Below are 12,155 nucleotides of genomic sequence, written 5' to 3'. Positions count from 1 at the left end.
CGCGATGACGGCGCAGACAGAGGGCGGGACCGGCGGCCTGCCGGTGGAAGGCCTGCCGCCGTGGCAGCGCGCCCGACGGGAGCGGATCATCGACGCGGGGCTCGCCGTGCTGCGGCAGCACGAGTACGAGCGCATCCAGATCCGCGACGTCGCCGAGGCCGCCGACGTCGCCCGCGCGACGCTCTACCGCTACTTCGCGTCCAAAGACCACCTCTACGCGTGCGTGCTCCAGAAGTGGTCGGCGCTCGACCGTCCGGACCCGGCGCTGCGGAAGGCCACGGCGGAGGAGCGCGTCCGGACCTGGATCCGCCGGCTGATCCGTGCGTTCGAGCGGGAGCCGCAGTTCTTCCGGGCGTCGCTGGCGTTGCAGCACAGCGCCGATCCGGAAGCCACCCGGATCCTCGCCGAGATGTCCCTGGCCTCACTGTCGCGACTGACGCAGCACCTCGCGGTGCTCGGGCCCGACCGAGCCGCCGACGCCGCGGACATTCTCTTCTCGATCGTCAACTGGGGCTCGATGCGGGCGATCTTCCACGGCGGCGACATGAAGAAGGTCTACCGGCTCGCCGACCGGTTCATCGACTCGCTCGCGCCCGAGCTGCGCTGAGGCCGCTCTCCGGGGCGGGCGGCCGCGGCTGGACAGTACGCCGGGCAGATACTAGAACCGGTTCTGACATAGATCGAGAACTGCAAAGTTCAGTGAGGGCGTGCGTGGACAAGAACAAGTTCTCCGGACGGACGGCGCTGGTGACCGGCGGCGGCTCCGGGATCGGCGCCGCACTCTGCCGCGCACTGGCCGTCGGCGGCGCCCAGGTGGTCTGCACCGACCTGGACGGCGACGCGGCCGCGCGGGTCGCCGCTGACCTGCCGGACGCTCGCTCGGCCCGCCTCGACGTCACCGACGCCGACGCCGTCCAGCGGGTGGTCGACGACGTCGACTGCCCGGATCTGCTGTTCAACAACGCCGGCATCGTGTTCGGCGGCGAGACCACGGACCTGACGCTCGGCCAGTGGAACCAGATCATCGACGTCAACCTGCGCGGCGTCGTCCACGGGATCGCTGCGGCGTACCCGCGGATGGTCGCGAGGGGCTCCGGGCACATCGTCAACGTCGCCTCGCTCGCCGGACTGCTCCCCTCCGGGCTGCTGACCAGCTACGTCACGACCAAACACGCGATCGTCGGGCTGTCGCTGGCGCTGCGCTCGGAGGCCGCCGCGCACGGCGTCGGGGTGACCGTCGTCTGTCCCGGCGCGGTGGACACCCCGATCCTCGACAAGGGTTCGGTGGGGCGCATCGTCGCCCGCGACCTGTTCCTGCAGGGCAAGCAGCGGCCGTACGACGTCGACCGGCTGGCCGCCGAGGTGCTGCGCGCGGTCGCCGCCGACCGGGCGATGGTGGTGACGCCGCGCAGCGGCCGGCTCGCCTGGCGCTTCGGCCGGGCCGCACCGCTGCTGCTCAACCGGGCGGCGACCCGCTTCGTCGGTCAGCAGCGGGCTCGTGCCGCGGAGCGCTGATCAGCTCCACGGTGCCCAGGTCCCGGATGGCGCGCGCCGACCGCGACGCCATCGACAGGAACATCGCGTCGGCGTCGGCGGTCCGCTCCGCCGGGGAGTAGACGCAGCCGAGCACGGTGATCAGCGGTCCCTGCAGCATTCCGACCCGGTAACCGGCCAGGCAGTCGTCGGGGGAGAAGCCCCGCACCCCGTGGCCGACCAGCGCGGAGTGGTAGGCGGCGACCAACTCGTGCTCGTGCTCCCGCCGGAGGTCCGGCGGGAGCGACAGCGCGACGAAGTAGGCGAGGTCCCGCCCCGGATGGCCGATCGAGAGCCCTTGCCAGTCCAGGGCCGCCGAGCCGGTTCCGGACCGCGGGAACATCAGGTTGTCCAGCCGGTAGTCGCCGTGGACCAGTGAGAACGGCGTCTGGTGGGAGAGCACCCACTCGGTCACCACCGTCGCCGCGGCGGCGAGCGTCGCGGCGTCCTCGTGCGCCAGGTCCGCGCCGAAGCGCTCGACGAACGTCTCGGTGGCGCCCTGGAGGGCGACCCCGGCGAGTTGGGCGAGTTCGGTCGTCGGAAGAGTGAGCCACTCCAGCCCGCTCACGAGGAACTCGTCGTTCCAGAACGACGCGTGCAGCGCGGCGAGGTTCTGCACGGCGTCGTGGGCCTGCTCCAGCGTGCACCCGGCGGCCTGGTTGCCCGGCACCGAGGGCGTCAGGTCCTCGAGGATCAGCGTGAAGCGGGTGTGGTCGGTACTGATCGCGCCGTACCAGCAGTGCGGGATGCGGGCCTTGACCCGGTCGGCGAGGTGCAGATAGAACCCCACCTCCGAGACGAACGCGCGGCTGACCTGCGCGCGTTGCGCCTCGGTGCCGACGGCGATCTTGGCGACGACACTCGTCGGCGCCTCCGACGGGACCGGCCCGGCGTACTCCAACTCCACCCGGTAGCTTCCGCCGATCTGGCCGGTGCCGATCGGCGCGTGCCGCGTCGCCCGCACCGGGAGGCCGAGCGCCCGGCTCAGCCACTCCGGCGTGAGCGCGGCCGGATCATCGATCAGCAGCTCGGGGTCGCTGACGGTGGGTAAGGGAAGCCGCGTCATGCTGCGGACACCTCCTCGCGGAGCGTCCGGCGGAGCAGTTTCCCGGTAGGCGTCCGGGGCAGCGCCTCGCGGAACTCGAAGCGGCGGGGACACTTCTGCGCCGCCAAGCCCTGACGGCAGTGCCGGTCGAGTTCCCCGACCAGTGCTTCGCCCGGCGTCGTCCCCGGTTCGGTCTGCACGATCGCGACGACCGTCTGTCCCCACTCCGGATCGGGCGCGCCGATCACCGCGACATCGGCGACGGCCGGGTGCAGCAGGAGCCGCTGCTCGACCTCGGACGGGTAGACGTTGACGCCGCCGGAGATGATCAGGTCGTCGCGCCGGTCGAGCAGGTACAAGTACCCGTCCTCGTCGAGCTGCCCCAGGTCACCAGCGGTGACGAAGCCGTCCGGACGAACCGCGGCCGCGGTCTTCTCCGGATCGTTGTGGTACACGAACGCCGAGGGCGAGGCGAAAAAGATTCGCCCGGCCTCCCCGACCGGAACCGGCTCGCCGTCGTCGTCGAGGATGCGCACCTCCGACGTCGGCCGCCCGACCGTTCCCGGGTGCGACCGCGCGTCGGCGGGGGAGGCGATCGCGACCATGCCCTCGGTCGAGGCGAGGTACTCCCAGACGACCGGGCCGAGCCAGTCGAGCGCGGCCTGCTTGGTCTCCGGCCCGAACGGTGCACCGGCCACCAGGAGGTTCGTCAGGCTGGACAGGTCGTAGCGTCCCCGGACGTCGGCGGGAAGGCGTAACAGGCGGTGCACATGGGTCGGCACCAGTTGCGAGCTGGTGACCCGGTACCGCTCGATCGTGCGGAGGACGGTCTCGGGTTCGAACTTCGGCAGGATCACGACGGTGTGGCCGAGGTGCAGCGACTGCGCGGCGATGTTGCCCGGTGCCGCATGGTAGAGCGGGGAGCACGCCAGGTGCACACCCGGCCCCGGATACAGCGCGAATCCGCTCAGGAGGGAGCCGAAGAACGTGATCATCAGCTCCGGCGGGATCGGCGGAATCTCCCGCCGGACACCCTTGGGTCGGCCGGTGGTGCCCGAGGTGTAACCCAGGTACGCCCCGGCGACGCGGTCGTCGGGTGGGTTCGCTGATCCCTCGGCCTTCCAGACGTCGTAGTCGGCCCACCCCGCGACCGGGGTGCCCACCGCGAACCGCGCGACCGGCAACTGATCCGCGACCGGCGCCAATCCGAGCGCGAGGTCGTCGTGCGCGATCAGCGCCTTCGCGCCGCTGTCGGTGACGATGTACGCGGCCTCTTCCGGCGTGAGGTGAACGTTGATCGGCACCTGGAACAGGCCGATCTGCGTCGTGGCCAGCACCGCCTCGAAGTGCTCGACCGAGTTGTGCAGCATCGTGGCGACCACGTCACCGGCGCCGAGGCCCCGTGCGCGGAACGCATCGGCGAGGCGGTTCGCCGCCTCGCCGAGTTCGCCGAACGTCACCTCGCGGCCGTCCGGCCCGACGAGCGCGAGGCGCTGCGGATCGTCGGCGGCGAGCACGTAAGCGCCGGGTGGTGCCTGGTCGGGTGTGGACATCGATGGCCGCCCTTCCTGGCCGGGCGAAAGTGCCGCCTCGATCGGGGCGCCGACACTAAACTGAACTCCGCGTTCAGTCAACGGATGCTCCGACGGCGTCCTAGCCGCTTGACAAGATTGAACTCCGAGTTCAGAGTTGCCCACCAACCGCACGTATCCGATTCCGATTAGAGGGTGGCCGGCGGTGCCGGCGTCCCGCCGCTCTCTCGCTCATCGAGGAGCGATGTCCATGCCCCTGTTCGCGACGCCCCACCCGGTGACGACCGAGGTCGACATCTCCTCCCAGCGGTTCTGGGCGCTCCCGTTCGCCGAGCGGGAGCAGTCGTTCGCCCGGTTACGCGCCGAGGCGCCGGTCAGCTGGCACCCGCCGGTCGAGGTCGACTTCCCGCACGACCAGCGGGGATTCTGGGCGGTGACCCGCGCCGAGGACATCACGGCCGTCAGCCGCGACAGCGAGGTGTTCGAGTCCAAACACGGCATCACGCTGGACCCGGTGTCGCCGGAGGAGTCCGTCGCGGTCTCGTTCTTCCTCGCGATGGACCCGCCCGAGCACACCCGGTACCGGAAGCTGATCAGCGCGGCGTTCACGCCGAAGGCGATCGGGCGGATCACCGAACGGATCGAGCGGAACGCGGCGTCGATCGTCGACGGGCTGATCGGGGCGGGCGACGTCGATTTCGTCGAGGCCTGCTCCAGCCGGTTGCCGATGACCACGGTCTCCGACATCGTCGGGGTGCCGGAGTCCGAGCGCGACCGGGTCTCCCGCGCGGCCGAGCACCTGGTCGGCGGCGGGGACGCGGCCGGCCTGTCGCGCGAGGAGTTCCACTCGTTCGCGTTCGGCGAGGTGCTCTACCTGTTCCAGGTCGGCGCCGACCTCGCCGCCCACCGGCGGAAGAACCCCGCCGACGACCTGATGACGAACCTCGTCCAGGCCGAGATCGACGGGCACCGGCTGACCGACGACAATATCGGCGCGTTCATGGTGCTGATGAGCGTCGCGGGCAACGACACCACCAAGCAGGCGACGACGCGGACGATGCTCGCGCTGCACGCGCACGCCGCGCAGCGCGAGTGGCTGAGGGAGGACTTCGGTGGCCGCATCATGCCGGCGATCGAGGAGTTCGTCCGCTACGCGACCCCGGTCATGCAGTTCACCCGGACCGCGTCCCGCGACGTCGTGCTGAACGGCGGACGGATCGCGGCCGGCGACAAGGTCGCGCTGTTCTACTGCTCCGGCAACCGCGACGAGCGGGTCTTCGACCGGCCGGACGTCTTCGACCTGACGCGACCGAAGAGCGCGCACGTCGGATTCGGTGGCGGCGGCGCGCACTTCTGCCTGGGCAGCGGTGTCGCCAAGACCCAGTTGCGCGCGATCATCGGCCAGTTGCTCACCCGGGTTCCGGCGATCGAGTTCGGCGAGCCGGTTCCGCTGGAGAGCAACTTCATCCACGGCATCGCGTCCCTGCCCGCCCACATCGGAGCCTGATCCATGACCTCCTCACGCAGCGCCGTCCTCCGCGACCTGGCCGGTCCGTTCTCGATCGAGACCGTCACCGTCGATCCACCCGGTCCGGGGGAGGCGCTGGTCCGGATCGTGGCGGCCGGACTGTGCCACACCGATCAGTTCGGCCGGAGCGGCTTCCTCGGCGACACGTTCCTCCCGGCGATCCTGGGCCACGAGGGAGCCGGGATCGTGGAGGCGGTCGGACCCGGGGTCACCACGGTGGCGCCCGGCGACCACGTGGTCCTCTCCTTCGATTCGTGCGGTTCCTGTGACGCCTGCATCGCCGGTGAGCCGACGAACTGCGTCTCGTTCGAGCTGCACAACATCACCGGTGCGCGCCCCGACGGCAGCGGCTGCGTCACCGACGCGTCCGGAGCGCGGGTGACCAGCCGGTGGTTCGGGCAGTCGTCGTTCGGCGAGTTCACGCTGGCGACCGTGCGGAACATGGTGAAGGTCGGCCAGGACGTGCCGCTGACGCTGCTCGGTCCGCTCGGCTGTGGCATCCAGACCGGCGCGGGGGTCGTGCTCAACACGGCGCGGCTCGCGCCGGGGCAGTCGATCGGCGTCTTCGGCGTCGGTGCGGTCGGGCTCGCCGCGGTGATGGCCGCGAAGCTCTCCGGGGCGAGCGAGATCGTCGCGGTCGACCTGCACCCGGCGCGACTCGAGCTCGCCCAGGAGCTGGGCGCCACCCGGGTCGTCGACGGCAAGGACGCGGAGCTGGTGGCGGCGGTGCGCGGCGACGGGCCCGGCCTGGACGTCACGTTCGACACCACCGGCGTCAGCAGCGTGATGAGCGCGGCGGTCGACGCCCTCCGGCGCCCCGGGAAGTGCATCCTGGTCGGCGCGGGGCTCGACTCGCTCACCGTGCACCCGGCCGCGCTCGCCGGGAAGACCGTGACCTACGTCTACGAGGGCAGCGCGGTGCCGCAGGTGTTCATCCCGCGCCTGATCGATCTCTGGAAGCGCGGGCTGTTCCCGTTCGATCGACTGATCACCGAGTATCCGTTCGAGGCGATCGACCAGGCGGAGGCCGACGCCAACGCGGGAACGGCGATCAAGCCCGTCCTTTTGCTCGAGCCGCCTGCGGGCGCCTGAGGCGACGCCGCCGAGGCGTTGCACGGAATTGGCCGGTATCACGGCGAATTCCGTGCAACGCCTCGCCGCGGCTTATCCGACGCGGCTCGCCGCCAGCTCGGTGAACGTGTCGGCGACCCAGTCGGCGATGAACGTGCTCACGTAGGGCAGGTGGTCGAGGCCGATGTGCTCGGTCGCGCCCTCCTCCGGCGTGAAGACCCGGAGTTCGCGCTTGGGCGAGTTCACCGCCTGGTCGTACGACCGGTGCGCGTACTCCAGCGGGATCTGGCGATCGTTCGCACCGTGCGCGATCAGGAAGGGCACGGTGATGTTCTCGACGACGCCGTCGAGGTGGGCGTCGTCGGCGAACGCGATGAACTCGTCCAGGTCGGTGTGGCCCCACACCCAGAGCACGTGCTCCCAGTAGTGCGGAACCGGCCGCTCGCCCTCGCGCTCGAGCCGGCGACGCTGGACCGCGCCCCAGTTGTGGTTGGCGCCCCAGGCGACGCAGAGCGCGAAACGCTTCTCGAAGGCCGCCGCCCGCGGGGCGTAGTAGCCGCCGAGGGACCAGCCGGTGATGCCGATCCGCGCGCGGTCGACGTCGTCGCGGGTCTCCAGCCAGTCGACGCACGCGGCGGCCCACGCCTCGGTGTCGAGCCGGGCCGGAATGCCCTGGAGGCGGAGGGCCTCGCCGGTGCCGGGCTGGTCGAGCATGAGGCAGGAGATGCCGCGCGCGGCCAGCTCCTCCCAGTGTGCAGAGGCGTACTGGTGCTCCTTCGTGGAGTCCAAGCCGTTGACCAGCACGATCACCGGTGCCGGGCCGTCGACCGGCGCGGCGCTGAAGTAGGCCGGGAGCGTGGTGCCCTGGTACGGGATCGCCACCCGGGTGACGCGGCCGCCGTCCTTGAGCTCGAACGCCTTCTGCTGGAGTTCGAGCACCCGCCGGTAGGTGGGGAGCCGGTTGGCGTCGGAGTTGGAGAGCATCCGCTCGGCCTGGCACAGGTAGTTCGTGGCCCGGGCGTAGAGCTGGCCGGCGGTGCGGGCGTGCCCGGCCTTCTCGGCGCCCTCGGCCTGGCCGACGAGCTGGTCGGTCAGCGCCGTCCAGGCGCGGAGGAAGTCCGGGGTGCCGGCGTCCTCGCCCTGGGCGGCTGCCTCGCGGATCGGGCGGCACGCGCGGTCGACCTCGTCGATGAGACCGCCGGAGTTGAGCGTGGCGACGACGCCCAAGTTCCAGACGTAGTTGCCCGGGAAGTACTCGAACACGATTCAAGCCCTTTCGAAAGGTCAGACCGGCGGAGCGAGGAACAGGCCCTTGTCCGGGTCGTTGAACGACTTCTGGGCGACGAACTCGTTCATCGCGTTCGCCGTGCCCCACTGGTCGGAGACCTCGGGCTGGGTGAAGTCGTAGAGGTGGGGGTGCCAGGTGTCCTCGTCGACGAGCTCCAGCTCGGTGGTGTACTCCATCGTGTTGCCGGAGGGGTCGAGGAAGTAGCTGAACGTGTTGTTGCCGGCCAGGTGGCGGCCCGGTCCCCAGATCTTCTCGACGCCGGCGCGGAGCACCCGGCCGGTGCCGCGCATGTACTCGTCCAGGCCGCGCAGCTCGAAGCTGGCGTGGTGCAGCGACGGGTGCGGGCCGCGGGCGATCGCGAGGCTGTGGTGCCAGGCGTTGATCCGCATGAAGTACATCATTTCCCCCATCCGGGGATGCATCAGCGTGTCCGACAGCGCGAACGCGAGGTGCTTCTCGTAGAAGGCCCGCGTGCCCTCGGGGTCCGCGGAGTTGATCACGACGTGGGAGAGGCGGACCGGGATCGACTCGCCCTCCTCGATCGCCCGGTGCTGCCGGACGGCGACGTCGGCGGAGATCTCGACCGTGCGGCCCTCGTTGTCGAAGAACCGGAACCCGTACCCACCGCCCGGGGTCTGCAGGGCACCCGGCTCGCTCACCAGCCGCACGCCGTCGCTGGCCAGGCGGGCGGCGATCGCGTCGACGTCGGCGGCGTTCGCGGCGCCGAACGCGATCAGGTCGATCCGCTTGTCGTCGGACTCGCGGAGCCGGACGACGTACTGCTCGGGGCTGCCCTCGGCGGCGAGGAACGTCAGGCCGGTGTCGTTGTGCTCGGGCTTGAGGCCCCAGGTGTTCGTGTAGAACTCGAGCTGCTGGCGGTAGTCGGGCACGGCCAGGTCGACGTGGCGCAGGTGGGTGATCAGGCGCTGGGTCATCGAAGTCTCCAAGGGATTCAGGCGGGGCGGCTGACGAGTTCGGCGATGCGGTGCATCAGCGACGGCACGTCGCCCTGGACGTGGTCGAGCTGCCACTGGCACAGCTGGTTCGAGGCCTCGACCACCGCGGTCGCCCGGTCCACGCGGCGGGCGTGGAACTCGTCCCACAGGGCCCGGTCCAGCGCCGGGCGCTCGACGAGCAGCTCGGCGAGCACGGCGGCGTCCTCGAGGGCCTGGGCACCGCCCTGGGCCAGCGTGGGTGGGCAGGTGTGGGCGGCGTCGCCGATCAGGACGACCCGACCCCGGTTCCACGGCGCGGGCAGCACGTGCGTCTCGAACCACGTGTAGTTGACGCGGTCGGGGTCGGTGAGCGTCTCGCGGATCTCGTCCCAGGGGCCGTGGTAGGCGGCGGACAGCTCCTTCATCGTCGCCAGCTGTTCGGCGGGGGAGAGGGTGGAGCGATCCTGCGCCGTCTCGACGATGTAGGCGTAGAGGGAGTCGTCACCGGTGGGGCAGTAACCGGCGATGAACGACGGCCCGCCGTAGTACAGGTCGGTACGCGTCACCGACGCCGGGCGCGGTCCGAACGCCCGCCAGATGCCCATGCCGACCGCCCTGGTCTCCAGGTCGATACCGAGCGCACGGCGGGTCCACGACCGGATCCCGTCGGCGCCGACCATCAGGTCGTAGCGTGCCGCCGACCCGTCGGAGAACGTGACGTCCACCCCGTGGTCGTCCGGCTGCAGGTCGGTGTGGGTGAGGCCGGTGCGGATCTTGACGCCGACGGCGGCCGCGCGGTCGAGCAGGATCCGCGCCAGCTCCGGGCGCGGCATGCCGAGCACCGCAGGCAGGTCCGGCCCACCCGTCCGGGCGTCCGGGATCTCCGCCACGACGCTGCCGAACAGGTCGGCAGCCCGGATCCCGGTGACGTCGAACGAGTAGCCGTGTTCCCGGACTGCGTCCCAGACGCCGAGCGAGCGCAGTTCGCGGAGCGCGTTGCCCTGCAGCGTGATGCCGGATCCGAGCGCGGCCGCCTGGGGCTTGATCTCGACGAGGTCGACGGCGACACCGCGAGCGGCGAGGGAGATGGCGGTCGCGGTCCCGGCCAAGCCGGCGCCGACCACGAGGACGCTGCTCACAGCAGACATGTCAGAGACTCCTTCGTCGCCGACCGAGGCGCGTGCGACCGCACGGTTACGGCGGTCGGAACGCGGCATTCCAGGGGAGTTACGAGGTGATGCCGACCACTGTCCGCGATGGCCCGCCTATCGGGAACCCCAATCTATTGATGCCGCCTATATCGGCTCCCTATGGTGAGCGCATGGCGGTGGATCGTCTCCTGATCAACCTCGATCTGAATCTCCTGGTCACGCTGGACGCGTTGCTCCGCGAGCGGAACGTCACCCGCGCCGCGGAGCTGCTCGGCTCCAGCCAGCCCACGGTGAGCACGGCGCTGGCCCGGCTGCGCCGGTACTTCGACGACGAGCTGCTGCACCGGATCGGCAACCGCTACGAGCTGACGCCGCTGGCCGTGCAGCTCGCCGCGCGCACGCCGCCCGCGATCGAGGGCGTGCGGCGCGTGTTCGACGTCCGGATGGAGTTCGACCCGGCGACGATCGAGCGCGAGTTCACGATCGTGACGTCGGACTACGCGGCGTCGGTTCTCGGGCCGATCGTCGCCCGGCTGGTCGCGGAGCGGGCACCGGGAATCCGGCTGCGCCTTCAGCAGACGACGCCCGAGGTGGTCAACCACGCCCAGGAGACGCTCCGCACGGTCGACGGCTTCCTGCTGCCGCACGGGATCCTCACCGACTTCCCGTACACCGATCTCTTCGGTGACCGGTGGGTCTGCATCGTGGCCCAGGACAACCCGGTCGTCGGCGACACGATCACGATGGCGCAGCTGGAGCAGGCGCCCTGGGTGGTGCTGTTCCACCGGCCCACGGCGTTCGCCCCCGCGGCGCAGCAGCTCCGCATGCTCGGGGTCGAGCCGCGCGTCGAGGTGGTGGTCGACGGCTTCCTGCAGATGCCGTTCCTGGTGGCCGGCACCGAGCGGGTGGCGCTGCTGCAGGAGCACCTGGCCCGTCGGATCGGTCCCGCCGCCGGCGTCCGCGTCGTCGAGTGCCCGTTCGAAGCGGTTCCGCTCGCCGAGGCGTTCTGGTGGCACCCGATGTACCGGACCGACGTGGCCCACACCTGGCTCCGCGGCATCCTGGCCGAGGCCGGTCGCGAACTGATCGCCGAGCGGGTTCCGGAGCTGGGTTGAGTTCCGGACCTGCCCCGGCGGCGCGCAGCATCGCCCAGGTTCTGGCCGTCCTCGCGTACCTCAACTCCTGACATCGGCGTCCATATTTTTTATACGGTCAGCGTGGACTGTTGGAACACCGCCGTTCTCGGAGGCCCTGATGCCCCTCGCTCTCACCGACGATCACCGGCAACTGGCCGACGTCGTCCGCTCGTTCGCCGAAGACCTGAACCTGCGGGCCGCGACGCGGGAAGCGCTGACGCAGGTGCCGGAGGTGCCCGGAGCGGCCTGGAAGCAGATCGCCGACCTGGGCTGGGCGGGCCTGCACCTGCCGGAGGCCGTCGGCGGCTCGGACGCCGGGCTGCCGGAGCTCGCCGTCGTCGCCGAGCAGCTCGGAGCGGTCGCAGCACCCGGGCCGTTCCTCGCCGCGGTGGCGGGTGCGGCGGTGATCGACGCCGTCGCACCCGACGACGTGAAGGCCGCGCTGCTGCCCGCGCTGGCGGACGGCTCCGCGATCGCCGCGCTCGGGCTGGTCGGTTCGCTGACGGCGGCCGAGGGTGTGCTGTCCGGGTCGGTGGGCCCGGTTCCGGGCGCGGTGTGGGCCGACCACCTGGTGGTCCGGGTCGGGGCCGACGACCTGGTGATCCTCCGCGCTGCGGACGTGACGGTCGAGCCGGCCCCTGGCCTCGATCCGGCGCTGGGGAGCGCGCGGGTGCACGTGTCGGGCGTCAGCGCCCCGGTGCTCGCCGGTGCCGCGCCGGTGGCCGTGCGGATCGGGCGGGCACTGGCCGCGGCGGAGGCCGCGGGCGGCGCGCAGGCGACGCTGTTCATGGCGCTGGAGTACGCGAAGGTTCGGGAGCAGTTCGGGCGGATCATCGGCAGCTTCCAGGCGGTGAAGCACCACCTGGCCAACATGCTGGTCAACGCCGAGGCGGCGACGGCCACGGCCTGGGACGCGGCCCGCGCGGCCGCTGGCGC

The 12,155-nt window shown here is 71.2% G+C and carries 11 protein-coding genes; 6 read left to right on the top strand and 5 right to left on the bottom strand.

Features of this window, described 5'->3' with window-relative positions; all coding sequences use genetic code 11:
* Window positions 1-4: 4 nt before the first annotated feature.
* Together ABEB28_RS19500 and ABEB28_RS19495 are read left to right on the top strand one after the other, a co-directional pair.
* On the top strand, window positions 5-607 hold the full coding sequence (locus tag ABEB28_RS19500; protein WP_345729575.1) for a TetR/AcrR family transcriptional regulator: 603 nt from the start codon (window positions 5-7) through the stop codon (window positions 605-607).
* Between the two features lie 104 nt (window positions 608-711).
* Window positions 712-1,515: an SDR family NAD(P)-dependent oxidoreductase gene (locus tag ABEB28_RS19495; RefSeq protein WP_345729574.1), complete on the top strand. Its 804-nt coding sequence runs from the start codon at window positions 712-714 to the stop codon at window positions 1,513-1,515.
* On the opposite strand, the gene ABEB28_RS19490 is transcribed toward ABEB28_RS19495, so the two are convergent.
* Together ABEB28_RS19490 and ABEB28_RS19485 are read right to left on the bottom strand one after the other, a co-directional pair.
* Entirely contained in the window at window positions 1,457-2,599 is a 1,143-nt protein-coding gene (locus ABEB28_RS19490) for a phosphotransferase (RefSeq protein WP_345729573.1), read from the bottom strand. The two genes, ABEB28_RS19495 and ABEB28_RS19490, sit on opposite strands and share 59 nt — an antisense overlap.
* Window positions 2,596-4,131 (bottom strand): AMP-binding protein, encoded by a 1,536-nt coding sequence (locus ABEB28_RS19485; protein WP_345729572.1) that lies wholly within the window; start codon window positions 4,129-4,131, stop codon window positions 2,596-2,598. Before ABEB28_RS19485 ends, ABEB28_RS19490 begins: the two co-directional genes overlap by 4 nt.
* Before the next feature lie 229 nt (window positions 4,132-4,360).
* Here ABEB28_RS19485 and ABEB28_RS19480 point away from each other — a divergent pair, with 229 nt between their 5' ends.
* On the top strand, window positions 4,361-5,617 hold the full coding sequence (locus ABEB28_RS19480) for a cytochrome P450 (RefSeq protein ID WP_345729571.1): 1,257 nt from the start codon (window positions 4,361-4,363) through the stop codon (window positions 5,615-5,617).
* Window positions 5,618-5,620: 3 nt separating this feature from the next.
* Window positions 5,621-6,730 carry an NAD(P)-dependent alcohol dehydrogenase gene (locus ABEB28_RS19475; RefSeq protein WP_345729570.1) on the top strand — a complete coding sequence of 370 codons (1,110 nt, stop codon included), beginning with the start codon at window positions 5,621-5,623 and terminating at the stop codon, window positions 6,728-6,730.
* Between the two features lie 72 nt (window positions 6,731-6,802).
* Here the strand turns inward: ABEB28_RS19475 and ABEB28_RS19470 are convergent, their stop codons facing one another.
* From ABEB28_RS19470 to ABEB28_RS19460, 3 genes are read right to left on the bottom strand one after another with little or no spacing between them, the layout of a single operon-like run.
* Window positions 6,803-7,972 (bottom strand): alpha/beta hydrolase family protein, encoded by a 1,170-nt coding sequence (locus tag ABEB28_RS19470; protein ID WP_345729569.1) that lies wholly within the window; start codon window positions 7,970-7,972, stop codon window positions 6,803-6,805.
* Between the two features lie 21 nt (window positions 7,973-7,993).
* Window positions 7,994-8,932, bottom strand: a complete 939-nt coding sequence (locus tag ABEB28_RS19465) for a VOC family protein (RefSeq protein ID WP_345729568.1) — start codon at window positions 8,930-8,932, stop codon at window positions 7,994-7,996.
* Between the two features lie 17 nt (window positions 8,933-8,949).
* Window positions 8,950-10,080, bottom strand: coding sequence for an FAD-dependent oxidoreductase (locus ABEB28_RS19460; RefSeq protein ID WP_345729567.1), 1,131 nt, complete (start codon window positions 10,078-10,080; stop codon window positions 8,950-8,952).
* A 173-nt stretch (window positions 10,081-10,253) separates the two neighbouring features.
* On the opposite strand from ABEB28_RS19460, the gene ABEB28_RS19455 reads away from it, so the two are divergent.
* Window positions 10,254-11,198, top strand: coding sequence for a LysR family transcriptional regulator (locus ABEB28_RS19455; RefSeq protein ID WP_345729566.1), 945 nt, complete (start codon window positions 10,254-10,256; stop codon window positions 11,196-11,198).
* A 139-nt stretch (window positions 11,199-11,337) separates the two neighbouring features.
* Window positions 11,338-12,155 (top strand): acyl-CoA dehydrogenase family protein (locus ABEB28_RS19450; RefSeq protein ID WP_345729565.1); only part of this gene is annotated, 818 nt, incomplete at its 3' end.

This window comes from Cryptosporangium minutisporangium (assembly GCF_039536245.1).
Classification (GTDB): domain Bacteria; phylum Actinomycetota; class Actinomycetes; order Mycobacteriales; family Cryptosporangiaceae; genus Cryptosporangium; species Cryptosporangium minutisporangium.
This window is presented reverse-complemented; position numbering and strand designations above follow the sequence as displayed.